We start from the raw sequence: 24,592 nt of genomic DNA on the forward strand, positions 1-24,592 counted from the left end.
GATGGCACGGGCCGTCCCGGGCCGTTCGCCGCCGGAGCGGGAACCGCATTCACGCGATTCCCGTTCCGGAATTCGGTCCGGAAATCCGCGCCGCCGGGCGGCACGGATTTCCGTCCGGTCGTTCAGCCGAGCCGCAGCGTGGTCTCCCCCGGCGCCCCGGCGTTCACCAGGGCGGCCAGGTTGCCGACGCCCTGCTGGTTCGCGAAGAGCATCTGGTGGGCCTCGCCGATCTGGTCGAAGGTGCCGCACCAGGTGATGCACGGGTCGAGCCGGCCGTCCGCCATCAGCCCGATGACCGCGCGGTTCTCCCGGGTGTTCGAGGCGTGCGAGCCCTGGAGGCGCTTGCTGCGCATCCACAGGTAGCGCAGGTCCAGGTCGCCGTTGTAACCGCTGGTGCCGCCGCACAGGACGACCATGCCGCCGTTCTCGCAGACGAACAGCGAGGTCGGCAGGGTGTCCTCGCCGGGGTGCTCGACGACGATCTTCGGGTTGCGGCGCTCCCCGAGGATCTCCCAGATCTTGGCGCCGAACCGGCGCGCCTCGGCCGTCCAGGCCCGGCCGGCCGCCTCGTCGTCGAGGTCCGGCAGCCGTCCCCAGTGGGTGAACTCCCGGCGGTCGATCACGCCCGCGGCGCCGAGGTCCAGGCAGAACCGGACCCGCTCCGGGTTGGAGACCACGGCGATCGGGATGCCGCCGAGCAGCTTCACGATCTGGATCGCCGCCGAGCCGACGCCGCCGGAGCCGCCCCAGATCAGCACCGGGTCGCCCGGGCGGACGTCGTGGGGGGCCCAGCCGGTCAGCTGACGGTACGCGGTGGCGCCGGTGACCAGGTAGCCGCCGGCGTTCTCCCAGGACAGGTTGGCCGGCTTGCGGTGGAGCTGGTGCTCGCGCACCAGGGTGTACTGGGCGAAGGAGCCGTAGTTCGTCTCGTAGCCCCAGGCCCGCAGCGACTTCGAGGCGATCGGGTCGACGCCCATCCGGACGTCCTCCGCGGTCTCGTCCCAGGTCGCGCCGGAGAGGATGACCTCGTCGCCGACCTTGAACTGTCTGACGCCCTCGCCGACGGCCCAGACGACTCCGGAGCCGTCGCTGCCGCCGATGTGGAAGTCCTCCTTCTCGCCGAGCATCCGCTGTCTCATCGCGATGACGTCGATGGGTTCACCCAGCGACGCCCAGACGTTGTTGTAGTTGATCCCGGCGGCCATGACGTAGACCAGCACCTCGCCGCGACCGGGCTCCGGCACGTCGACGACCTCGGTCTGCATCGCCTTGAGGGGCTCGCCGAAACGGTCCTGCCGGATGACGGTCGCGTACATCTGCTCGGGCACGTGGCCGAGCGGAGGAACCTCACCGAGTTCGTAGAGCGACTTGGACACGAACGACTCCTCTGGGCAGTATTCCGGAATTTCCGAGGACCGCCTCGCAGAGCAGTTCTGGGCCGGTTTCGGAACCGGCTGCCCTTCAACACGGTCGATTCGCGTGGATGAATGACGCGGAGGAACGACGGACCGGTCAGCCGAGCCTGGTGCGGATCCGGTCGACGACGGTGTTCGCGTGGGCGTTGAGGTAGAAGTGGCCGCCGCGGAAAACTTCGAGCTCGAAGGGGCCGGAGGTGTGCTCGGCCCACTTCCGGGCCTCGTCCACGGTGACCTTCGGGTCGTCGTCGCCGACCAGGGCGAGGACCGGCGCGGTGAGCTTCGGGCCGGGGTCGGGGCGGTAGGTCTCGGCGGCCCGGTAGTCGCTGCGCAGCACCGGGAGGACCATCCGCACCATCTCCTCGTCGTCGAGGAGGTTGGAGTCGGTGCCGTCCAGCCGCTTGATCTCGGCGAGCAGGCCCTGGTCGTCGAGCTGGTGGAACCGCTCGTCGCGGTGGGCGCCGGGGGCGCGCCGCCCGGAGGCCCACACGGTGTGCGGCACGATGCCCAGGTCCTCCAGCCGCAGCGCCAGCTCGTACGCCACGGAGGCGCCCATGCTGTGGCCGAACAGCGACAGCGGGCGGTCGGCCCAGGGCTTGACGACGTCGACCAGCTGGTCGGCGAGTTCCTGCACGGACTCCACGCAGGGCTCGTGGCGCCGGTCCTGGCGGCCGGGGTACTGCACCGCGAGGACGTCGACCTGGGGCGACAGCGCGCGGGACACCGGGAAGAAGTAGCTCGCGGACCCGCCGGCGTACGGCAGGCAGAGCAGCCGGTGCCGGGCCTCGGGCGCGGGGTGGTAGCGACGCACCCACAGATCGTCGATAGCGGCCATGGTGACTGGAATCCCTCCGGCGGTCGGCGTGGTGGGACCGCGACACCGGTGAGCCGCCGCCCGCGGACCTGCGGGCCGCGCGCGGAGAACCGTCTCACCTTGATCCGCGGGCGGGGGGCGCACGAGGGTTCGTGCCCGCCTCCGGTCGCCCGCTGTCCTGTCGGGACCTCAACGGCTCCTACCGTGACGGCGCCGGGCCCGACCGGACAACCCCTAGCCGCGCGGCGCGGGCGCGCACGCGCGGGCCCGCTCGGGCGGCCCCGGTAGGGGATGCCCGCCGGCGCCCCGGCCCGCCATCGGGCCGCTGGACTGCGGCGGCCGTGCGGGTGGTCGACCCACGCTAGTCGATCACGCCGCCCGGACAAGGGGGCCTCCTCGCGCCGGGGGGAGGTTAGGGGGCGGCCGGTGGCCAACTTTAGGGGTGTCGGCCGGATCGCTCCGGCGGACCGGACCCGCTGATTCCACCGGCGGAACCGCCGCCGGCATCCGCCCCGGCAACTCGACGGTCCACCGGCGGAACCCGCGGGCCGGTCAGGCAGAACGTGTGCGGAACGAGCGTCTCCGAATCCTTCCGGCATTACCGGAAGGGCACGATCCACTTCTCCTCACGCGGCCTGCACATCGCCGCCGAATGCACTGTCATGTTTCAGCCATCGAGAAGAAACGGAACGGCTGATTCAGCTCCACCCCACCGGTGACTTAACGCGCCGGACCGAAGGCCCTCAGCCGGCCCACCGCGTGATGGACCAGCAGGTGGCCCCAGACCTCCTGCTCGACCCCCTCGGGCGAGCAGGAGCGCAGCACCCGGACGGACCCGAGCTGGTCGTCCGTCAGTTCCCGAAGGGCCGTCACCCCCGAGCTCCAACCGCCGTGCAGCGCGGCCAGCTCGGCGGCGGGCGCCCGCACCGGGTCGAGGATCGTGGTGAGCAGCCGGCCGGGGCCACCCGCCGAGGAGTCCTCGACCACCCGCACCACCGCCACCCCCGCCCGGACGCGTCCGCGCCCGCTTCCACGCCCGCCGGCGCCCGTGCCCCCGCCTGCGCCTGCGCCTGCGCCTGCGCCTCCGTCGACGGCGACCCCGGTCAGGTACGAGCCGTCGAGGGCGGCCCCCGTCAGGTACGAGCCGTCGGACAGCTTCTGACACACCGGCAGCACCGCGTCCGGACCGGCCCGCCACAGCAGGTCCGCCCCGCCGGCCGAGGCCGCCCGCCACGACGCCGGATCGTCGAAGCCGCCGCGGTCGGCGAGCACCAGGTCGCCGCCGCCGAGGCGGTCGAACAGGCCGCGGGCCAGGTCCGGCGCGGCGGTCGACGGCGGACCCGCGGCCGCCGCGGTGACGGCGTTGCCGCCGCACTCGGCCAGCGTCACCAGTCGCACCCGCGGGTACCCGCCATCGGTCTCCGGCGGCCCGAAGTGCGCCAGGTTCTCGGCACTGTCCGGCACGTCGAGCACCGTGCCCTCGACGGCGACCAGGCGCCAGCCCCGGTACCGGGCTCCGCCGCCCCACCCCGCCCGACCGGCCCCCGCAGCCCCCTCGGCCGGCTGGACCGGCTGGACCGGCTGGACCGGCTGGACCGGCTCCGGCCGGGCGACCTCGGCGAACAACTCCCGGAGCGGCTCCGCCCCCAGCTTCAGCCGGGCCCGCGAGATCGCCGCCGTGCTGGGCACCTGCCCCGGCGCGGCGCAGCGCCTCCCCCAGGCCAGGCCCCCGGCGAGCGTCCGGGCGACCTCCCGGTAGCCCTGCCCGGGGAACAGGCACATCGTCAGGACGAAGTAGACCGTCACCTTCGGTGTCAGCAGCCGGTTCCGCTGCCCCTGCCGCCCGCACCGGGCCACCACCCGGTCCACCAGCTCCGGCGGGAACGCCCCGGTCAGCAGCCCGACCGCGATGCGGTCCGACAGTCCCCCGCCCGGCTCCACGCCGAACTGCCCTGGTCGCGACATCCGACACCTCCTGAAACCACGTTACCGACCCGGGGCCTAAGTCACCGGTGCGGTGCTGAACCGGATCCCTAGCCGAGGTCGTTGAAGTTCGCCTAGGGTGAAAGTAGATGCAGATCCGGGTACTCGGACCCGCCGGCGCCGCGCGCTGTGTACATTGCGCATCTGCGTGATCACGTGAAGTCATGGAGGCTCAAGGCACCACGGGGGAGTCAGCCTTTCCGTTGCGGTGGATGCAAGTCTTTTACACAACAACTCGGAGGCATTCTTGCTGATTCGAGCCGAACAGCATGAGGCGTTGGAGTATTTACTGGCTCTATTCGACGGACTGTCCAGCGGAAACGGGCGGGTGGTCCTCGTCAGTGGAACTCTGGGAAGTGGTAAAACCCAACTACTGCACGATTTCTCGGCGCTGGCGGCGAAAGAGGGGGCGCTGGTTCTCCAGGCGACCGGTTCACGGGCGGAGCGGGACCTCCCCATGGGGGTCGTCGAGCAGTTGCTGCGCTGCGCCGAACTGCCGAGCGAACTCGCCGCGGAGATCCCCGGCCTGGTCGCGGAGGCGTTCGGCGACCACCTGGGGTCCGGTCCCCGGTTCGAACGGCCGAGGGCCGTCGAGAACGAGACCATCCGCCGGCTCTGCAACGTCCTGCTGGGCGCCTGCGACGGCCGCCCCGTCGTGGTCGGGATCGACGACGTGCACTTCGCGGACGCCGCCTCGCTCCAGGCGCTGCTCTACCTCCAGCGGCGCATGCGCCCGCAGCGCATGCTCATGGTGCTCAACGAGTGGGACCGGCCGCAGCCCACGCTGCCGATGTTCCGCGCCGAGCTGACCCGCGCACCGCACAGCAGGATCCAGCTCAAGCCGATGTCCGAACGCACCATCCGCGACATCCTCGAACGGACCGCGGACCACGCGATCGAGCCGCGACTAGCCCCGGCCGTCCACCGGCTGAGCGGGGGCAACCCGATCCTGGTCCACGCGCTGATCGAGGACAACCACTTCGACCACGACGCCCACGACGAGCACGTCGACGCCGGCCACGGCCGGGCCCGGACCGACGACGCTCCGCACGTCGGCCGGTCGTTCGAGATGGCCGTCCTGGCCTGCCTCTACCGCTGGGAACCGCAGATCCTCTCGGTCGCCAGCGGCATGGCCGTCCTGCGCGAGCACGCCTCCCCGGCGCTGCTCGGCCGGCTGCTCGACCTCGACCGGCGGTGCGTCGGGCAGGCGTTGGAGATCCTCACCAACGCCGGCCTGGCCAACGGCGACGAGTTCCGCCACCCGAACGTCGCGGCCGCCGTCCTGGCCTCGCTCTCCCACGAGGAGCGGACGGCGCTGTACACCCGGGCCACCAGACTCCGGCGCGAACTGGGCATGGCCACCACGGACATCGCCGCCCAGATCGTCGCCGCGGGCGAGGCCGGCGGCGACTGGACCGTACCGATCCTCACCGACGCGGCCGAGCAGGAGCTGGCCTCGGGGAAGACCTCGACCGCACACCTCTACCTCAACCTGGCGCTGGCCGCGGCCAACGACGACCAGCACCTGGCCACCCTGCGCACGTACGTCCGCTCCACCTGGCAGACCAACCCCAGCGCGGTCGCCCCGCACACCCCCGCGCTGCGCGAGGCCCTGGTGGAGGGCAGGCTCACCGGCCGGGACGTCGTCGCACTGATCCGGGCCCTGCTGTGGCGGGGAGACCTCACCACCGTCTCCGCCGTCCTCGCGGAGGCCGAGCACGCGGACCTCACCCTCGGGCACGAGGACGGCGCCGAACTCCTGCACGTCTTCCACTGGTTCTTCGGCCCCTCCTTCACCCGCTCCTGGAACCTCGACGAACTCTGCGGCGGCGGGGCCGGCACCGCGGCCGGGGGCACCCGCCCGTCCGCGGCGGCGGCGATCGAGGTCTTCTCCCGGGCCTGGTCCCGGGGCGGCGACGCGGAGAGCGCCTCGCTCGCCGAACGCGTCCTGTCCTCCTGCCGGGTGGACGAGATGCCGCTGGAGGCGATCACCACGGCGATCCTCGCCCTCGCCGACGGGGACCAGACCGGCCGGGCACTGCTCTGGTGCGACGAACTGATCGGCCACGCCACCCGGCGGGGTGCGACCACCTGGCTGGCCCAGCTCAAGGCGGCCCGGGCCGACGTCTGCCTGCGCGACGGCGACCCCGGGGCCGCCGCCGAACTGGCCTCGGACGCCCTCTCGTTGGCGGGCGAGGAGAACTGGGGGGTGTCGATCGGCTATCCGCTGTCGGTGCTCATCCAGGCCCACCTCGCACTGGGTCACCTGGACGACGCCGCCAAGGAGGCCGGCCGCGAGGTCCCGAGCGCCATGTTCGAGACCGTGATGGGCATCCGCTACCTGCACGCCCGGGGCCGGCTCGCCCTGGCGACCGGTCGGACCGCGGAGGCGCTCGACGACCTCCGGACCTGCGCCCGACGGCTCAGGGTCTGGCAGTCGGACGTCTCCGCCCTGATCCCGCTGACCGCCAGTCTGGTCGAGGCCACCTTCCGGGCCGGCGATCCGGAAGCCGCCCGGGACCTGGCGGCCGGCCGGCTGGAGGAGCCGTCGCTGGACGACCGCAGCCGCGGCGTCCTGCTCCGCCTCCTGGCCGACCACGACGGCGACCGGGGCCGGGCGGAGCCCGCCCCGTCGCGCCGGGCGGTCGACGGCCTCCGGGCGTCCGAGGACCGGCTCGAACCGGCCCGGGCGGGGGCCCGGCCGGCGGCCCGGATGGAGGCCGGGTCGCGCCGGGTCCGGACCGGGTTCGTCCCGGCGGCGCAGCACGAGCCGTCCGGCCTCGGCGACGGGTTCGGGTACGACGAGCAGCCGTACGCCGGCGGGGCGGCACACCTCGGCGCGGACCGGCACACCGGCACCGGCCTCGGCGACGAGGACGGCCTCCGGGACGGCCACGGCCTCCCGGCGGACGACGGGCCGCGCGATGGCGTACCGCACGCGGCCGTTCCGCAGATCGCGGTCCCGCATGTCGCCGTATCGCATGCCGCCGTCCCGCTCGATGCCGTATCGCACGTCGCCGGCCCGCACGTCGCCGTCCCGCACGACGACGAGGCGGCGCTCCTGCTGGGGCCGTCGCCGGCCACCGCCCCGGGCGCGGCGTCGTGCTCGGTGCTCACCGGCCTGAGCCGGGCCGAGCTCCGGGTGGCGAGGCTGGCCGCACAGGGCGACAGCAACCGGGAGATCAGCGACAAGCTCTGGATCACCGTCAGCACGGTGGAGCAGCACCTGACGCGCATCTACCGGAAGCTGAACCTGAGCGGCCGGGCCGGCCTGGCGGACCTGCTCCGTGCGGAGCTGCTCCCCGCCGACGCCCCCGTCTTCCGGGACGCGCCCGGCGGCTCCACCCGGATCGGGCCCGAGGTCGGCTTCCACACCGTCGAGCTGGTGGGCTGCGCCGCCTCCTCGGTGGAGGTGCTGGAGGCCGTCGGCGACGCGGCCGGCCTGGGGGCCGACGGAGTCGCCGTGGGCTGAACCTGCCTGACGTGCCGCCGAGTTGACGGCACGCCGGACGGCGCTCGAACGGCACCGGGCACCCTCGCGGAGAGTCCGCGAGGGCGCCCGGTGCCGTGTCCGGTGTTGACCGGGCGCGGGCGCCGCGAGCGGCTCCGGGGCGACGGTCAGGCGAGGTCGCGCACCCGGCGGATCGACCCGGCGAGCAGGATCGCCGGGCTGACCAGACTGGACACCGCCAGCAGGAGCAGCGCCGTACGCGGCCCCCAGACCGTGGAGGCGGCGCCGGCCAGGACCGCGCCGACCGGGATGGCGCCCCAGGAGACGAACCGGACGGTGGCCATCACCCTGGGCAGCAGCTCCGGCGGCGTGTGGCTCTGCCGGTGGGTGCGGGTGACGATGCTGGTGACCACCACTCCCGCCGAGAAGCCCGCGTTGCCGACGGCGAAGACCAGCACCGCCCAGCCGGAGCCGGCCGCCGGCAGCAGGAAGGTGAAGAGCGCGGCGATCAGCGCCCCCCACCGCAGGGCGCCGCCGCTGCCGATCCGGGAGACCGTCCGGGGCGTGAGGGCGGCGCCGACCAGACTGCCCAGACCCCCGGTGGCCATCAGCGCGCCGACGGCGGCGGCCGGCGCGTCGAGGGTGCCGACCAGGAACACCGGGGTGAGCGTCATCAGCCCGCCCGCGACGAAGTTGACCGCGGTGGCGTAGGCGGCGCACGGTCCGATCACCGGGTGCCGGGTGACGAAGTGCCGGCCCTCGCGGATCTGCTCCCACATCCCCGCACCGGACGGCCGGGCGGCGGGCCGCCGCGCGCGCGGCAGGCTGCGCAGCAGGGCCGCCGAGACCAGGTAGCTGACCGCGTCCAGCACCATCGCGGCCGCGCCGCCGACGAGTTGAACCAGGACCCCGCCGAGCGGGGGACCGGCCAGCTCGGTCGCGGCGCTGCTGCCGGAGAGCAGGCTGTTGCGGGCGGTCAGCTCCTCCTTGGGGACGATCGAGGGCAGGAAGGTGGAGTTGCCGACGTCGAAGACCACGCTCGCCAGCCCCACCAGCAGCGCGACCGCCACCAGGTGCGGCAGGCCGAGGCCGCCCAGTGCGGCCGCCACCGGCACCGAGGCCACGGCCAGCCCGCGCACCAGGTCCATCCCCACCTGGGTGCCGCGCAGCGGGAGCCGGTGGACGAGGACGCCGGCCGGCAGTCCGACCAGCAGCCACGCCAGGTACCCGGCGCCGGTGACCAGTCCGACCTGCCAGGCCGTCGCGTGCAGGGTGAGCACGGCGATCAGCGGCAGGGCGACGCCGGTCACCTGGTCCCCGAGCCGGCTGACCAGCGATCCCGTCCAGTAGCGCCGGAACACTCCCGCCGAAGCCCGGCGCCGCGCCTCGTCCGCCGCTCCACGCTCCGCTCCGTTCTCCGCTCCGTTCTCCGTCGCGACCGCTGTCCGCGTCGTCACATCCACCCTCGGGCCCACCCCTTCTGTCACCACTGCCCACCCGCCCGCTCCTCACCGACTGCCTCACGGCGCTGGTCGCCGCGACCGCATGGCCGAGTTCACCGCCCGCGACGCCCGGGTCCACGGCAGCAGCACGCAACGCCGGGACCAGCCGGCCGCGTTCGCCGAACACGCCCGCGTCCCCTCCCCGCTGCTCTCCGACGCCGACCTCCAACCGGCCGCCGCGCGACGCCTGCCCACCTTCCGGGACCGCGGGCGTCGACCGGCTCAAGCGGCTCACCCTCGTACTGGACGCCACCCGCACCGTCCGTGGCGCGCTCCACCCGGTGACCGACCCGGCGGGGGTCCGTGGAGACGCCCTCGCTCTGATCGACGGGCTCGCGACACACTGACGACGGGCCGCCTCCGGCCCCGTCCCGACGCACCGGGCGTCCGCACAGCCGCCCGGGTCCTGACGTGCCCCTGCCCAACCCACCCGCCGCCCACACCCCGGCCACCAAACCCGCCCCGCCCGCCCCACCCCGACACCCCGCCCCACACACTTGGCCGAATCCCGCCGCGAGCCCCGACCCATCCGCCCGGCCCCACCGCCACAGCCACCCCCGCCGGGGCGCCCGGAGCCCTTGCACGACCGGCCCGCCGGGACGCCCGGCGCCGGCCCACGCGGCCGACCCCGCCACGACCCCGGCCCCGCCAGAGCCCGGCCCGGCCCCGCCATCCGCCCGCGGCCCGTGACCGACGCCGCCGGAAACAGTCCGGAAGGACCGGTTCCAATTTGTGACGTGACCCTGTCTAGTTCGTTCCCGTCCTGGTGTGGTGGGATGAGGCCTCACGGGGATGAAACCGCTGACGGGGGTGTACTGGTGCGGAGTGGATGGCTGCGCGAGCTGGACGGGGACGCGGCACGGCTGACGGCCGTGGGGCTGGTGCGACTGGGGGCCCAGGACTGGCTGAGCGGGGAGGCCGGGACGCCGGCCTGGGTGGGAGGACTGCGGGCGGCCTCGTTCGCCGACGCCTGGCTGGCGTTCGGCGACGGACCCGCGTCCGGGCTGCGGGTGCCCGCGCCGGCGGTACTGCGGGCCGTGGTGGCCCGGGCCGCCGAGCTGGTGCTGCGCTCCTGCCGGGAGGACGGGCCGACGGCGCTGGAGTGGCTGGGGCAGCGCTCGGCGGAGGCCCGCGAGCAGGCGCAGCGGGAGGGCGCCTCGCACCCGGCCGAGCCCTGCGCGCTGACCATGGTGTGGCACGGCGTCCAGGCGCTGACCGCCGAGGACGGGCCGGGCCACGCCCGCCGGATCGAGGAGCGCGGCGAGGCGTACGTGCGGGAGCGGCACCGCCGCCAGGACACCCTGGCGCTGGTGCTGTGCTGCACCCGGATCGCCGCGGCCGCACTGGTGGAGCTGTGCGAGGGCGATCCGGAACGGGTGGGCGGGTGGCTGGAGCAGGACGCGGCGCGTTCCATGCCGCGCGGCGGCCGGGTGCCGCTGTGGGTGCCGGGCCGGCCCGCCCTGCCGGCCGGCTGACGGCGCCGCTCGGGCCGAGCGGACCGGTCAGCCCGCTCTGGCCGGTCCGGCCGGTCCGGCCGGTCCGGCCGATCCGGTTCGACCTACCGCTCGGACCTCCGAACGGGCCGGTCAGACCGCGTCGAGCAGCCGGGCGACCTCCGTCATGGCCGGCCCCAGCGGCAGGTCGAGCCGGAGCGCGGCGAGTTCGTCGCCGCGCGTCGGCCCCTGGTTGACGATCGCGACCGGCAGCCGCGCTCGGGCGGCGCGGCGGACGAAGCGCAGCCCGGACAGGACCGCCAGGGAGGAGCCGAGGACCACCAACGAGCTTGCCGCGTCGACCAGTTCATAGCAGTGCTCGACCCGGGGCGGCGGAACGTTCTCGCCGAAGAAGACCACGTCGGGCTTGAGCACTCCGCCGCAGTCCGTGCAGGCGGCGACCCGGAAGCCGTCCACCACGGGCTGCGGCAGCTGCGCGTCGCCGTCGGGCCGCAGCTCCGCCCGGTTCGGCCGGAAGCCCTGGTTGAGTTCGTCCAGCCGCCGGTCCAGCTCGGCCCGGCTGCTGGTGCGGCGGCAGTCGAGACAGACCACCCGGCGGAGTCCGCCGTGCAGTTCGACGGCCTCCCGGGTGCCGGCCGCGTGGTGGAGGCCGTCCACGTTCTGGGTGATGACCGCCGCGACGTGCCCGGCCCGGCGCAGCCGTTCCACCGCGTGGTGCCCGGCGTTGGGCCGGGCCCCGGCGATCGCGGGCCAGCCGGTGTGGCTGCGGGCCCAGTAGCGGCGCCGGGCGTCCGCGCTGCCGGTGAATTCCTGGTACGTCATCGGGGTGCCACTGCGGCGGCGGCCGGTGGCGCCACGGTAGTCGGGGATGCCGGACTCGGTGGACAGCCCCGCCCCGCTGAGCACCACCGTGCCGCGCCGGTCCAGCAGCCGCACCAGGGCTTCCAGCCCCTCCTCCGGCGGAACGGCGGCCTGTCCGCCCGGGTGTTCGAACGCGTCCATACCCTCGAGGTTAGACCGACAGCGGCCCGTGGCTCTCCGCCCGGCCGGAGGACTCCGCGACGGCGCCGGCGGCGAAGGCCGTGATCCGCCCCGGGGGCGGGTTCCAGCCCCGGGTGGTGTCCACGGCCAGGCAGGGGGCGTCCCGCGCGATCGGCGTCCAAAACCCGATCGGCGACGCCGCCGCCCGGCCGGGGCTTGGCGCGGCTTGTTGACGAAAAGTCAGCAAGTTCGTCCCATCGCCTTGACGGCACCCGGTCACGGCTGGACCCTATGGACCCGGAAACGCCGCGCGCTCCCCGGTCCCCACCGCTCGGGAGCCGCGAGAGGACGTCTTCTCGCCCCCTCACCGAGGAAGAGGTTTTCCCATGCGCTTCAGCCGTCACCTCGCCGTCACCGCCGCCGCCGTCTGTGCGACCGGCGTGCTGGCCGCCGTCCCCGCCTCCGCGTCGTCGCAACCCCTCTCCGCCGGTCCGGTGCTCACCACCGGGGGCGCGGGCGGCACCGCCGTCGCCGTGGGCGACGCGCTGGCCGCGCCGCTCGCCGCCGGCACCAAGGCCACCTTCTACTCGACCGCGACCAGCACCACCGGCGTCACCTGCGCCACCTCGCAGCTCTCGGCCTCGGTGCTGAGCAACCCGGCGGCGCCGGGCAGCGCGACCGCGTCGCTGACCGGGCTGACCTTCGGCTCGTGCACCGCCAACGTCACCGGGGTCACCTCGGTGCGCAGCCTGACGGTCGGCAACCTGCCGTACGGGGTGACCGTCTCCGACGCGCCCGGCCTGCCGGTCACCCTCACCGGCGGGTCCGCCGGGACGATCCAGGCCACCGCGGTGCTGGACACCTGGTTCGGCACCATCACCTGCTCCTACCAGCTGAGCGGCGCGTTCACCGGCAGCGCCGACAACGCCGCGCACAGCCTGGCGTTCCGCACCGAGCACTTCGCCAAGAGCGGCGGCTCGACGCTCTGCCCGGCCGACGGGTACTTCTCCGCGACGTACGGCCCGGTCGGTGACACCAGCCAGCCGGGCGGCCCGGCGGTCTTCGTCAACTGACCGTCCCCGCAGCACGGTTGGGGCGGGCACTTCGCGGCGCCGTGAAGTGCCCGCCCCGACAGCCGTTCAGGCGCCCGGCTCCCGGTGGCGCCACCGCACCGGGTCCACGGCCCCCGCCGTGCCCGGTGCGGTCCGGCCCGGTGCGGTCCGGCCCGGCGCGGTCGGGGCCGGCGCGCGGTGACCGGCGGTGGAGAGCACCAGCATCTCGTCGGCCCCCGGCTGGAACTCGTAGGCCACCCGCTCCACCCGGCTGGGGACGCCGAGCCGCGCCAACTCCTCGCGCAGCACCGCCAGCCCCTCGTAGCGCGCTCCCGTGTCGTACACCACCAGCGGGAAGATCCGGACCTCCCGGCGCGCCACCCGGGCGAGCTCCAGCAGGGCCGCCCGGTGGAAGTCCTCGTCCAGCCGGTTGCCGTACGAGAACAGCAGGTGCGAGCTGAGTACCAGGTCGAAGGAGTCGTCGGCGAAGGGGAGTTCGGGGAGCGAGCCGGCCACGTAGCGCTCCGGGCGGGCGGCGATGTCGGCACCGAAGGCCCGGGCGTTGGCGGTCCACCGCCGGATCATGTCGTCCGCGTCGGCGTACCAGGACCAGACGTACCCCGCCGTCTCCTTCACCAGCCGCTCGCGCTTGAAGACGGTCTCCCGCTCCACCAGCAGGCCCAACTCCTCGCGGTGCTCGGCGTACTGGCGGTCGGCGGCGACGGCGTCGATGCCGCGCCGCCCGGCCTCGGCGACGAAGCCCGCCGCACCGGCCGGGCAGTCCAGGATGCGCTGCTCCAGGTCCCGGTCGTCCAGCGCGAACATCGCCCGGTACTCCGCGAAGGAGCGCGCGCTGACCAGCACGGCTCAGCCCCTTCCGACGAACGGCATGGTGGTCGGCAGCACCACCAGGGACTGGATGGTGGTGCCCGGCGGCTGCGAGGCCATCAGCACCAGCGCCTCGGTGAAGCGGTCCACCGGGATGGTCGCCTCGACGGCCATGGTCCGGTCGGCCTGCATCGCGGCCGGTTGCGGGCCGCCGTCCACCGGGGTGACGTTGCCGACGTCGATCTGCCCGCAGGAGATGCCGTACGGCCGGCCGTCCAGGGCGAGCACCTTGGTGAGGCCGAGGACGGCGTGCTTGGCGGCGGTGTAGGCGATCGAGTTGGGGCGGGGGACGTAGGCGGAGGGCGCGCCGTTGTTGATGATCCGCCCGCCCTGCGGGGTCTGGGTGCTCATCACCCGGAAGGCCTCGCGGGCGCAGAGGAAGCCGCCGGTGACGATGGTGTCCAGCACCCGGTTCCAGTCCTCGAAGGGGGTCTCGGTGATCGGCCGGCGCGGGGCGGCGGCGCCCGCGTTGTTGAACAGGAGGTCCAGCCGGCCGTACCGGCCGAGGACGGTGTCGAAGAGCCGGGCGACCTCCTCCGGGCTGCGGATGTCGGTCGGGACGGGCAGCACCCGGTCGGCGGCCGGGCCGGCCAGGGCCGCGGTCTCCTCCAGCGCGTCCTTGCGGCGCCCGGCGACGGCCACGGTCCAGCCGGCCGCCAGCAGGGCCAGCGCCGAGGCCCGGCCGAGCCCGCTGCCCCCGCCGGTGACGATCGCCACCCGCCCGTGCGGTACGGTCACGCCGCCTTCCTCTCCCGTGGTGGTCACGGCGTCCACTCCTCCCCCTCGTTGACCCAGATCCGCAGCATCCGCCGGGCGTACGGCCCGGGTTCGTCGACGAACGGCGAACGCCCGTGCAGCACCCGGCTGTTGCGGATGATCAGCAGGTCCCCGGCGGCCATCGGCAACCCGAAGGCGATCTCCGGCCGGTAGAGCACCTCGTCCAGCACGCCGAGCGCCTCCCACTGGCGGTCCGACAGTTCCGGTCCGCCGCGGTCGGGGGAGGAACGGACGGTGCGGGTCTGGTAGTAGCAGCCGATCGTCCCGTCCTTGCGGTCGTACAGGATGGGGGTGACCACCACCTGGGGGCCGGCCCGGCCGCTGCGCTCGAAGGTCCAGTCCTCGCGGAGCGTGGCCAGCGCGTCCGGCCGCTCCTGCCGGATCAGGTCGTGCACGTGCCGGGCGCTGGCCAGCTTGGTCAGCCCGCCGCCGTCGAAGGCGGGCCGCAGGCAGAGCAGGACCAGCAGGTCGCAGGTGTCGCAGTGGAAGCCGAGTTCGGTGTTGCCGTCGCCGTCCTGGTCGTGCAGCACCGAGGTGAGGTCGCCGCGCCCGTTCTGCGGGACGATCCGGCCGAAGTCCTCCAGCAGGAAGGAGAGCACCTCGGTGATCTCCTGCTCCGGGTGGGACGGGTCCACCAGGCCGCTCACATGGGTGACGCCGACCGAGTCGGCGGCGTTCCGGACGAACTCCCGCAACCGGCCCCGCACTTCCCCGGCCGCGTCCCACCGCCCGGCCCGCGCGTCGGCCCAGAGCAGCCGCCGCTCCCGCTCCCCCAGCGGGAGCGACCAGAGCTCCCGCCGGGCATCCAACTCCAGGCTGCTCCAGCCGATTTCGGTCACCGCGTCCATGTCCTCTCCTCTCCCTACCGGCCGCCGGCCGAGACGGCCTTCGCCCACAACTCCAGGCCCTCGTCGATCTGTTCGGCCGTGACGACCAGCGCCGGGATCATCCGGACGACATTGAGGTGGATCCCGCACAGCAACAGCAGCAGCCCGTGCTCGGCCGCGGCCTGCTGGGCCCGCCGGGCGGCGTCCGGGTCCGGGGTGCCGTCCGGGTGGCAGAACTCGCTGGCGGCCATCAGCCCGAGCCCGCGGACGTCGGCGATCCCGGGCGTCCCGGCGGCCACCGCCCGCAGCCCGGCCAGCAGTCGGGCGCCCTGCTCGGCCGCGTTCTCGACCAGCCGCTCCTCGCGCAGCACGTCCAGCGTGGCCAGGGCGGCGGCGCAGGCCACCGGGTTCCCGCCGTAGGTGCCGCCCTGCGACCCCGGCCAGGCGCGCCCCATCAGCTCGGCGGGCGCGGCGATCGCGGACAGCGGGAAGCCGCTGGCCAGCCCCTTGGCGGTGATCAGGACGTCGGGGCGGAAGCCGGCCCCGTGCGGGTGGGCGCTCTCGTGCTCGTGGGCCCAGAAGCGGCCGGTGCGGCCGAAGCCGGTCTGCACCTCGTCCACGACCAGCAGGATGCCGTGCCGGTCGGCCCGTTCCCGCAGCCCGGCCAGGAAACCGGGCGGGGCCGGGACGTAGCCGCCCTCGCCGAGCACCGGCTCGACGAACATGGCGGCCGTCTCGGCGGGAGCGGAGACGGTGGCGAGCACCTCGTCCAGTCCGCGCAGGGCGTGCGCCACCGCCTCGTCCTCGGACAGGCCCAGCCGGAACGCGGCCGGGAAGGGCGCCACCGCGACCCCGGGCATCAACGGGCCGATGCCGGCCCGGAACCGGGTACCGGCCGTGGTGAGCGAGGCCGCGCCCATGGTCCGGCCGTGGAAGGAGCCCTCGAAGACGATCACGTTCTGCCGTCCGGTGGCGTGCCGGGCGAGCCGCAGCGCGGCCTCCACCGCCTCGGTGCCGGCGGTGGCGTAGAACAGCGAGTCCAGGCCGCGTGGCAGCACCTCGCCGAGCCGCTCGGTGAGCGTGAGGAGCTGGTCGTGCAGCACGGTGGTGTACTGCCCGTGGATCAGCCGGCCGGCCTGTTCCCGGACGGCCTCGACCACCTTCGGGTGACAGTGGCCGGTGCTGGTCACGCCGACGCCGGAGGTGAAGTCGAGGTGGCGGCGGCCGTCGGCGTCGTAGAGGTGGAGTCCTTCGCCGCGTACGGCGACGACCGGGGTGGCCTGCTTGAGCGCCGGGGAGAGCTGGGACACGGGGCCTGCCTTCACGGGTTGGTCCTGCCTTCGGGGATGTCGTCACGGGTGTCGTCACCGGCGACGTCACGGGTGTCATCACAACTGGCCGCGCTCGGGTCGGCGGGCGGCAGGTAGCCGGCCTCGGCGGCCCAGGTGAGCGCGGCCGACCACCACTGCGGGGTCGGCGCGGCGAAGCGCACGCCCAGCCGGTCGAGCACCGCGGTGGTGTACGCGCTGTCCACCAGCACCCGGCGCTCCTCCTGCGCCGCCCACGCGGCGGCCACCCGGGCGGCCGTCGGGTGGCGGCGCTCGGCCCGGGCCAGGGCGGCCGCGAAGCCCTCCTCGTCGGTGAGCCGCACCCGGTGGCCGTGCCAGGAGAGCCACCGCACCAGCTCGTCGTGCGGAACGGCGTGCGGCGTCTCCACGTGGTACGCGCCGGGCGCGGCGTACGGGTCGAGGGCGATCGCGGCGATCCCGGCGGCCACCGTGTCCACGTACGAGAACGCGAAGGCGGTGTCCGGCCGGCTCGGCGCGGCGCCGGCCAGCAGGTAGCCGCGGATCAGCTGGTAGATCCGGTTGTCACCGGCGTTGGCCTGGAACGCGCCGGTCCAGCTGTGCGCCGCGATGTGGCCGCTGCGGTGCAGGTAGACGGCGTGCCCGCGGCCGGCCCAGGCCCGGACGGCCCGCTCGGCACGGTACTTGGTCCGCTCGTACGGGGTGCGGAAGTGCTGGCCGATCTCCAGGTCCGCCTCGCTGAAGCGGCGCGGCGGGCCGTCGACGCCGCCGGCGACGGCGAGCGTGGAGACGTGGTGGACCCGGGCGTCGGGCGCGTTCTCCCCGACCCAGTCGAGCAGCCGCCGCACCGCCGTGTGGTTGGTGCGCTCCAGCTCGTCGGGCGAGGCCACCAGCCGGACGTCCGCCGCCGCGTGCACCACCAGGTGGGCTCCCCGGGCGAGTTCCAGTCCGGCCGGGGAGAGACCGAGGCCGTCCCGGTCGATGTCCCCGGCGAGCGCGCGGGCGGGGCCGGCCGCCCCGGCGCCGATCCGCTTCAGCGCCTCGGCGTCGTCCGCGGCCCGCACCAGGCAGGTGACCTCGGCGCCGCGCCGGAGGAAGTCCGCCAGCAGGTGCCGCCCGAGGTAGCCGGTGGCGCCGGTGAGCAGCACCCGGGCGGGTTCGCGCACCCTCGTCCGGGCGGTCGGGACGACGCCGGGGTGCAGCAGTTGGCCGGAGGTGGAGAACGGAGACCGGACGGGCGGTGCGGCCTCCGGTGCCCGCGCCTCGGCCGCCACGGTCCGGGCGAACCGCGCGGTGATCCGCTCGGCGGCGGGGTGCGGCAGGCCGGGCCGGCCGTACACCAGGTCGGCGACCAGCCGCTGCTCCACCACCCGTGCGGTGAGGCGCAGTTCGTACAGCGGGTCGCCCCCGGCGCAGCGGGCCGTGCCGGCCTGTTCGGCGGCGACCGTCCAGTCCAGCGCGGGCTCCTCCGGCAGCCGGAAGGTGCCGAGGAAGTTGAAGCCGACGGCGGGCCGTTCGCCGGACGCGTCCATCGGCCGGACGGGCGCCTCGCGCAGCCGCCGCGCCACCGCGTCCGGGGTCGCCCCGGCGTCCAGCCCGATGTGCTTGACGGCGGTGAACCAGCCGACGGTGTCCAGGAATTCACCCTCGTCGCCGCCCGCGTCCCGGCCGTGGGTCTCGACCTCCACCGCGAGCCGGGGGTGTCCGCGATCGGCGGTGACGGCCCCGGCGAAGGCGGCCAGCAGTACGGCCTCCAGCCCGGCCCCGGCGCCGTGCCGGGCGATCAGCCGGCTGGTGGCCTCCGGGTCGAGCGCCCAGCTGAGCACACCGGGCTCCTGGAGCTCCCCGGCGGCGGGCTCCCCGAGGAGCGACTCCCCGACCGCGGCCGGCGCGGCGGCGGGCTCCCCGACGGCGGGCTCCTCCGGCACCGGCTCGCCCTCGGGAGACGAGACCGTGGGACACGAATCCGCGGGAGACGAGACCCCGGGAGAAGAGACCCCTGGAGACGAGACCGCCGCCCAGGCGTAGAAGTCCGCGGTGGGCGGCAGGTCGGCCGGCTTCCGGTCGAGCACCGCCCGGTACGTGTGCGCCAGGTCGTCCAGCAGGATCCGCCAGGACAGTCCGTCGACCACCAGGTGGTGCGCGATCAGCGCGAGCCGGTCGTCCGTGCCGGGCGGACCGGTGAACAGGTGGGCGCGCAGCAGCCGGCCGGCCGACGGGTCGAGGCTGCGGTGGAGTTCGGTGCAGACCCCGGCGACGGTGTCGGCGATCTCCCCGGCCGCGTACGGGATCCGGGAGAAGGAGACCGGGTCGAGGTCGGCCACCGCCCGGAGCTCGCCGCAGCCGTCCGGGGTGACCGGCCGGCGCAGCGCCGGGTGCCGCTCCAGGACGGCCGAGACGGCCGCCGAGAGCGCCTCCGGGTGGACGGTGGTGCGGCAGCGCAGCAGCACGGACTGGTTCCAGTGCCGCGGCTCCCGCAGCGACCGCTGCCGGTACAACCAGCGTTGCGCCGGGGCCAGTTGATACCTTCCGGTGCCACCACGCGGGGTCGGGAGGGACGGCGCGGCCGGGACGGCGGCCGCCGCCAGGCCCTCGGCCGTCGGGTGCCGGTAGAAGTCCTCGTAGGCGACCCGCAGGCCGGAGCGCCGCAGGAAGGCGATGGTGCGCATGGCGAGGATGGAGTCCCCGCCGAGGCTGAGCACGTCGGTGCGCGGCCCGACCGCGGGCAGACCGAGGGCGCCCGCCCAGAACCGGGCGATCTCCCCGGCCGGGCCGCTCCCGGCGGAGCCGCTCGGCTCCGCATCGCTCCACGCCGAGCCGCCCGGCTCCACGCCGTTCGACTCCGCCCGGGCTTCGATCAGCTCGGCCGCCAGCCCGGCCAGCCGCTGCCGGTCGAGCTTGCCGTTCGGCCCGACCGGGAACCGTGGCAGCACCAGGATCGGCTGCGGCACGGAGTAGCCGGGCAGCCGGTCCCTCAGGTGCGCCCGCAGCTCCTCCAGCCGCTCCTCCCGCTCCGGTCCCTCGGCCCTTCCCAACAGGCTGACGACGCCTATCAGTTGGTTGCCGAGCGCGGTCTCCCGCAGCAGCGCCGCCGAGCGGGCGACGCCCGGGTGGCCGTCCATGGCCCGCTCGACCTCGGCGAGGTCCACCCGGTAGCCGCGGATCTTCACCTGGCGGTCCACCCGGCCCAGGAAGACCAGGTCTCCGTCCGCCCGTCGGCGGCACAGGTCACCGGTGCGGTAGACGAGTTGGCCGTCGTGCCGGACGAAGCCGCGCGCGGTCTCGTCCGGCCGGCCGTAGTACCCGGCGGTCACCCCCCTGCCGCCGATGAGCAGTTCGCCCACCGAGCCGTCCGGCACCGCCCGGCCGGCGGCGTCCACCACCGTCAGCCGCACCTCGCCGATCCCGGTGCCGATCGGTACGGTCGGCTCCTCGGCGGGCAGGTGACGGGCGGAGGTGACGAGCAGGCAGGTGGCGCCGACGGTGGTCTCGGTCGGGCCGTAGTGGTTGGCCAGCCGCGCGGTGGTGCCGCCGTCGAGCAGGGTGGCGGCCAGCGGGCGGGGCAGTGGCTCGCCGCCGAGCAGCACGGTGTGCAGCGGCGGGGAGTCGGCCGGACGGCCCTCCAGCAGGGCGGTCAGGTGCGAGGGGGTGGTCTTCAGCACGTCCACCCGGGCCCGCCGCAGCGAGGCCCAGAAGGCCTCCGGGTCGCGCACCTCGCGGTCCGGCACGAGGTGCACCGAGCCGCCGGTGGCCAGCGCGAGCAGCCAGGCGGTGTGGCCGAGGTCGGCGGCCAGGGTGGTGACGTGCGCGGCGCACGGCGCGTCGGCCTCGGTGAGGTCGAGGCGCCCGGCCAGCGCCCGGGCGTAGTGCACGGCGTTGGCGTGGGTGACGGCCACCGCCTTGGGTTCGCCGCTCGACCCGGAGGTGAAGGAGAGGTACGCGAGGTCCTCACCCCGCACCTCGGGGGCCACCCAGGCCGAGGCCGACAGTGCCGCAACGTCCGCCGCCTTCCCGTCCGCGACGCCCGTCACCGCCCCGGCGTCGGTCACCGCCCCGGCCCCGACGTCCCTCACCGTCCCGGCCTCGGCCTCCGCCGCCCTCCCGGCCGCGACGTCCACCACCTCTCCGCCGAGCCCGCCCTCGGTGGCCAGCACCCGGGCCACCCGGACGGAGGCCAGCCGCCGGGCCAGGTCGGCCGCCGACCAGTCCGGGTCGGCCAGCACGGCCGCCGCGCCCGAGCGCAGCACCCCGTACAGCAGCACCAGCATCCGGGCGTCCCGGGGGCCGACCAGGGCGACCCGGTCGCCCCGGCCGGTGCCGGCGGCGGCCAGCCGGGCGGCGATCCGGTCGGCCGCGGCGTCGACCGTGCGGTAGTCGAAGCTGCGGATCCCGTCGCCCAGGGCGGGCCGGTCGGGGTGGGCCCGGGCGAAGTGCGCGAGCAGCTCGGGCAGTGAGCGGGCGCGGCGGGCGGGGTCGGTCGCAGGGCCGCAGGACGCGGACGGGAGGTGCTGCGTCGCGGAGGTCACGCCGACTCGTCCTCCGTCCGGCCTGTCCGGCCCGCCCGGGCGGGCCCGGCGACCACCCCCGGGTCACCCACCAGGTAGCCGTCGAGCAGGGCCCGCTCGGGCAGCCGTCCGGCCAACTCCCAGGCCAGCATGCGGTGCAGGCCGTCGAGGTGGATCAGTCCCGACCGCACCGCGAGGTCCCCGTAGTCGGAGTGGTCGACCGGGGCGGTGCTGAGGAAGACGGGCGTGAACGGCGCCCACCGCAGCAGCCGCAGCTTCGCCGCGCAGACCGGGTTGGCGGCGCTCCAGGCGGCTCCGCCGGCGCGGACCCGCTCGGCCGCCTCGGCCACCGTCAGCCCGGAGCGCGGCACCGTTTCGAGCTCCCCGCCCTCGCTGAGGTGCCAGGGCAGCACGACGTTCAGGACGTCCGCCCGGGAGAGCCGGATCCGCCACCAGCCGCCGGGGATGCGGTCGGCACGTTCGAGGTTCTCCTCGCCATAGATGTTGCTGTTCGCCTCGTGGGCCCGCTCCACCGGGTGGTCCCGCAGGTAGGCGTCGTGGACCTCGGGGAAGGCGACGGCGGTGACGATCTCCACGGCAGTGCTCCTCAGACGGTTCCGGTGAACTCGGTGCGAGCGTGGTCGTCGCCCGTGGACTCGGTGCGAGCGCGGTCGCCGCCGCCGGTGTACTCGGCGCGAGCACGCTCGCCGCCCGCGTACTCGATGCCGGCACGCTCGCCACCCGCGTACTCGGTGAAGTGCCGCTCGGCGAACAGCTCGGGCCACTGCCCGTCGGCCAGGTCCAGTTCGCGGGCCCGGGCGAGCATCTGCCGCCAGTACGGCTTCACCGGGCGCCAGCGCGCCCCGACCTGGCAGTAGGAGGCGTCGACGAAGTACCGGGGGCGGCCCGGCCCTTGGGGCGCCGGCCTGCGGGTGTGGAACAGCGCCGAGTTGAGCAGCACCGTCGAGCCGGGCGGCAGCCGGTCGATGACCACCTCGCCGGGCAGTTCCGCGGTGCCGTGGTGGGCGAAGGCGGACTTGTCGGCGGCGCGCAGGTGCGAGCCGGGCAGCACGGCCAGGCTGCCGACCTTCTCGTCCAGTCCGCCGAGGTAGTGCAGCGCGTGGACCATCAGCAGCGACGGGTCGGAGCGGTCGTTGGGCTCGCAGTCGTGGTGCCAGGCCTTGCCCGGGATCCCCGGGTCCTGGCGGTCGCTGTGCAGGTGGTGGAAGACGAAGTCCGGCCCGAGCAGGCGGGTCAGGGTGCGCAGCAGCGGCGGGTGGGTGAGGAGCTCGCCGTGGGCGGGCAGTTCCAGTTCCAGCAGCGGGGGCGGTCCGTGGCGTAAGGGGTCGGCGCACGCGGCGATCGACCGGGCCCGCAGGCCCTCGTCCACCCACCGGTCGACCTCGGGGGCGAGCCGTTCGCGCAGCGCTTCCGGCAGCAGGCCGGGCAGGACCAGGTACCCGGATTCCAGGAACTGGCGGCGGTGCTCGGTGTCGAGGGCCTCACGCCCTCCGGAGGACAGCGTCACCGAACCGATCCCCTCCTTCCGTCGGGCGGGCACACACAGGGACGTGGCGCCACGGGGCGTGGCGCGGGCAGTGGAGGCACACGGGGTCCGTCCAGACCTCGGGTGGCGGCGGAGCGTCCGTCACAGGCGTCTCGGCCGCCACGGCTGAATCGCGATCACCACGAAGAGGCATGCGTTGATCACGCAAGGTAGTCCGCCTCAGGAGTATGAACCCGTCTTCGCGTCCACGACAAGGCCATTGCCGGCTCGTGGACACCTTCCCGCCACCGTGCCGTTCAGCTCCGGCCACCACTCGACTCCCGCCCCACCGGGAACTCCGGGCCGTTCGCGCCCCGGGGATTCGCCGCCGTCACGAGGGATGCGGCACAGTGAGGTCATGAGCGACAGGAGTCACCCCGTCCCCGGACCGGTCAGGCGCCGCCCGGTCCAGCAGCGCAGCCTGGAGCGGTACGGCCGCATCCTGGACGCCTGCGCCGGGCTGCTGGACGAGGTCGGGGCGACCGCGCTCACCACCAAGGAGGTCGCCCAGCGCGCCCAGGTGCCGATCGGCACCCTCTACCAGTTCTTCGCCGGCAAGGAGGACCTGCTGGCCGCGCTCGCCACCCGCAACCTCGACCGGTACCTCCAGCGCCTGGACGCCCGGCTGGCCGCCGCCGCGCCGGTCGGCCCCGCGGTCTTCACCGACCTCGCCGTGGAGGAGTTCGTGGCGATGAAGCGCGCGGTTCCGGGCTTCGGCCAGCTGGACTTCGGCCTGGCGGGCCCGGCCGTCCCCACCGGCGTCCAGGACGACCTGCACCTGCTGGACGCGGGCGTGGACAACAACACCGCCGTCGCACTGCGGCTCCAGGCGCTCGGCGGCGAGCTGTTCCGGGCGGGCGACCCGACGGCCACCACGCTGGCCCTGCGGGTGGCCCTGGAGGCCGCCGACGCGGTGCTCAAACTGGCCTTCCGGGAGGCCCCGGACGGCGATCCGGCGCTGATCGCCGAGTGCAAGCGGTTGGTCCGCGGCTACCTCGCGCAACAGTCCGCCGCCCGCTGACGCCCGGCCCCCGCGGCCCCGCGCGTCCCGGCGCGTCCGCTCCGCCCGAGGCGTTGCGAGCTCGCCCCACCCGCAGCACAGTGGATAGCGGGAACGGCCGTGGAGGCGGCCGGGCACACGATCCGAGGGAGCAGACCATGCAGGCAGCGGTAGGTGACCAGCTCCACATCCACAGCAGGTCGGTGGGCATGGTGGACCAGAAGGGCGAGATCATCGAGGTGCGCGGCGCCGACGGACAGCCGCCGTACGTGGTCCGCTTCGAGGACGGCCACGAGGGCCTGATCTACCCCGGCCCCGACTGCAACATCGAACAGCGCGAGGCGAACCGCTGACCGACGCCCCCGCCGCCCCGCCCCGCGCGAGGTGGTGAGGAGCGGTGTCCGCTCCCACGACTCCCCTGCCCGGGGCACTCGCCGGGCTCGCGCCACTGCTGGACCACTACGGGTACCTCGCGGTGGCGCTGCTCGTGCTGCTGGACAACTGCGGCATCCCGGTGCCCGGGCAGACCATCCTGGTGCTGGCGTCGGTGTACGCCGGCACCGGGCACCTGGACTTCGCCGCCGTGCTGGTGATCGCGACCGGCGCCGCCGCGCTCGGCAACAGCCTCGGCTACCTGATCGGCCACACCGGCGGGCGGGCCTTCGTCCACCGCTGGGGGCGCTACGTGCTGCTCACCCCGGCCCGGATGGAGCGCGCGGACGGCTTCTTCGCGCGGCACGGCGGCCAGGTGGTCACGGTCGCCCGCTTCGTGGACGGGCTGCGCCAGTACAACGGGATCGTCGCCGGGACCACGGAGATGCCCTGGCGCCGGTTCTGGCCGTTCAACCTGCTGGGCGCGGTGCTGTGGACGGCGGTCTGGGGCACGCTCGGGTACCTCGCCGGGGCCAACATCGGCACGGTGTACCGCACGGCGCTGCGCTACCAGGTCTGGTTCGCGGTCGGGCTGGGCGTACTGGTCGCCGCCTTCCTGCTCCGGCAGGTGCTGCGGCGCCGGCGCCGGCGCCGTAGGGGCACCGGCGCCGGGCCCGGGTAGCCGCGGGTCGGCGCCGGCTTCAGGTCGACGCCGGGC

At 74.9% G+C, this 24,592-nt stretch carries 18 protein-coding genes; 6 read left to right on the top strand and 12 right to left on the bottom strand.

Features of this window, described 5'->3' with window-relative positions; all coding sequences use genetic code 11:
• Positions 1–122 precede the first annotated feature (122 nt).
• From ccrA to ACFWP2_RS08030, 3 genes are all read right to left on the bottom strand, one after another.
• Positions 123–1,376 carry a crotonyl-CoA carboxylase/reductase gene (ccrA, locus tag ACFWP2_RS08020; RefSeq protein ID WP_380449413.1) on the bottom strand — a complete coding sequence of 418 codons (1,254 nt, stop codon included), beginning with the start codon at positions 1,374–1,376 and terminating at the stop codon, positions 123–125.
• A gap of 136 nt (positions 1,377–1,512) precedes the next feature.
• Complete coding sequence (locus ACFWP2_RS08025; protein ID WP_380449414.1) at positions 1,513–2,250, bottom strand: thioesterase II family protein; 738 nt, start codon at positions 2,248–2,250, stop codon at positions 1,513–1,515.
• Between the two features lie 699 nt (positions 2,251–2,949).
• A complete protein-coding gene (locus ACFWP2_RS08030) occupies positions 2,950–4,194 on the bottom strand; it encodes a transposase domain-containing protein (RefSeq protein ID WP_380449415.1) in 1,245 nt (414 codons plus the stop codon).
• 226 nt (positions 4,195–4,420) lie between these two features.
• Here ACFWP2_RS08030 and ACFWP2_RS08035 point away from each other — a divergent pair, with 226 nt between their 5' ends.
• The gene (locus ACFWP2_RS08035) at positions 4,421–7,684 is read left to right on the top strand and encodes an AAA family ATPase (protein ID WP_380449416.1); all 3,264 of its coding nucleotides are present in this window, start codon (positions 4,421–4,423) and stop codon (positions 7,682–7,684) included.
• Between the two features lie 146 nt (positions 7,685–7,830).
• Here ACFWP2_RS08035 and ACFWP2_RS08040 read toward each other — a convergent pair whose 3' ends face one another.
• Complete coding sequence (locus ACFWP2_RS08040) at positions 7,831–9,120, bottom strand: MFS transporter (RefSeq protein ID WP_380449417.1); 1,290 nt, start codon at positions 9,118–9,120, stop codon at positions 7,831–7,833.
• An 863-nt stretch (positions 9,121–9,983) separates the two neighbouring features.
• Between ACFWP2_RS08040 and ACFWP2_RS08045 the strand changes: the two genes are divergently transcribed.
• Entirely contained in the window at positions 9,984–10,640 is a 657-nt protein-coding gene (locus ACFWP2_RS08045) for a hypothetical protein (RefSeq protein ID WP_380449418.1), read from the top strand.
• Positions 10,641–10,751: 111 nt separating this feature from the next.
• Here ACFWP2_RS08045 and ACFWP2_RS08050 read toward each other — a convergent pair whose 3' ends face one another.
• Positions 10,752–11,621 carry an NAD-dependent protein deacetylase gene (locus tag ACFWP2_RS08050; protein ID WP_380449419.1) on the bottom strand — a complete coding sequence of 290 codons (870 nt, stop codon included), beginning with the start codon at positions 11,619–11,621 and terminating at the stop codon, positions 10,752–10,754.
• A 365-nt stretch (positions 11,622–11,986) separates the two neighbouring features.
• On the opposite strand from ACFWP2_RS08050, the gene ACFWP2_RS08055 reads away from it, so the two are divergent.
• Entirely contained in the window at positions 11,987–12,673 is a 687-nt protein-coding gene (locus ACFWP2_RS08055; RefSeq protein ID WP_380449420.1) for a Tat pathway signal sequence domain protein, read from the top strand.
• 66 nt (positions 12,674–12,739) lie between these two features.
• On the opposite strand, the gene ACFWP2_RS08060 is transcribed toward ACFWP2_RS08055, so the two are convergent.
• From ACFWP2_RS08060 to ACFWP2_RS08090, 7 genes are read right to left on the bottom strand one after another with little or no spacing between them, the layout of a single operon-like run.
• Positions 12,740–13,516 (bottom strand): class I SAM-dependent methyltransferase, encoded by a 777-nt coding sequence (locus ACFWP2_RS08060; RefSeq protein ID WP_380449421.1) that lies wholly within the window; start codon positions 13,514–13,516, stop codon positions 12,740–12,742.
• 3 nt (positions 13,517–13,519) lie between these two features.
• The gene (locus ACFWP2_RS08065) at positions 13,520–14,305 is read right to left on the bottom strand and encodes an SDR family oxidoreductase (protein WP_380449422.1); all 786 of its coding nucleotides are present in this window, start codon (positions 14,303–14,305) and stop codon (positions 13,520–13,522) included.
• Complete coding sequence (locus ACFWP2_RS08070; RefSeq protein ID WP_380449423.1) at positions 14,302–15,165, bottom strand: TauD/TfdA family dioxygenase; 864 nt, start codon at positions 15,163–15,165, stop codon at positions 14,302–14,304. Before ACFWP2_RS08070 ends, ACFWP2_RS08065 begins: the two co-directional genes overlap by 4 nt.
• Before the next feature lie 14 nt (positions 15,166–15,179).
• A complete protein-coding gene (locus ACFWP2_RS08075) occupies positions 15,180–16,454 on the bottom strand; it encodes an aspartate aminotransferase family protein (RefSeq protein WP_380449597.1) in 1,275 nt (424 codons plus the stop codon).
• An 11-nt stretch (positions 16,455–16,465) separates the two neighbouring features.
• Positions 16,466–20,977 carry an AMP-binding protein gene (locus tag ACFWP2_RS08080; protein WP_380449424.1) on the bottom strand — a complete coding sequence of 1,504 codons (4,512 nt, stop codon included), beginning with the start codon at positions 20,975–20,977 and terminating at the stop codon, positions 16,466–16,468.
• Positions 20,974–21,552: a DUF6309 family protein gene (locus ACFWP2_RS08085; RefSeq protein WP_380449425.1), complete on the bottom strand. Its 579-nt coding sequence runs from the start codon at positions 21,550–21,552 to the stop codon at positions 20,974–20,976. Before ACFWP2_RS08085 ends, ACFWP2_RS08080 begins: the two co-directional genes overlap by 4 nt.
• An 11-nt stretch (positions 21,553–21,563) precedes the next feature.
• Positions 21,564–22,484, bottom strand: coding sequence for a phytanoyl-CoA dioxygenase family protein (locus ACFWP2_RS08090; RefSeq protein WP_380449426.1), 921 nt, complete (start codon positions 22,482–22,484; stop codon positions 21,564–21,566).
• Positions 22,485–22,860: 376 nt separating this feature from the next.
• Here ACFWP2_RS08090 and ACFWP2_RS08095 point away from each other — a divergent pair, with 376 nt between their 5' ends.
• The 3 genes from ACFWP2_RS08095 (at position 22,861) to ACFWP2_RS08105 (ending at position 24,556) form a co-directional block, all read left to right on the top strand.
• Positions 22,861–23,523 carry a TetR family transcriptional regulator gene (locus ACFWP2_RS08095; protein ID WP_380449427.1) on the top strand — a complete coding sequence of 221 codons (663 nt, stop codon included), beginning with the start codon at positions 22,861–22,863 and terminating at the stop codon, positions 23,521–23,523.
• Positions 23,524–23,660: 137 nt separating this feature from the next.
• Positions 23,661–23,855 (top strand): DUF1918 domain-containing protein, encoded by a 195-nt coding sequence (locus tag ACFWP2_RS08100; RefSeq protein ID WP_380449428.1) that lies wholly within the window; start codon positions 23,661–23,663, stop codon positions 23,853–23,855.
• Positions 23,856–23,899: 44 nt separating this feature from the next.
• Positions 23,900–24,556, top strand: a complete 657-nt coding sequence (locus tag ACFWP2_RS08105) for a DedA family protein (RefSeq protein WP_380449429.1) — start codon at positions 23,900–23,902, stop codon at positions 24,554–24,556.
• Positions 24,557–24,592 lie beyond the last annotated feature (36 nt).

Source organism: Kitasatospora sp. NPDC058444, assembly GCF_042721415.1.
Lineage (GTDB): Bacteria > Actinomycetota > Actinomycetes > Streptomycetales > Streptomycetaceae > Kitasatospora.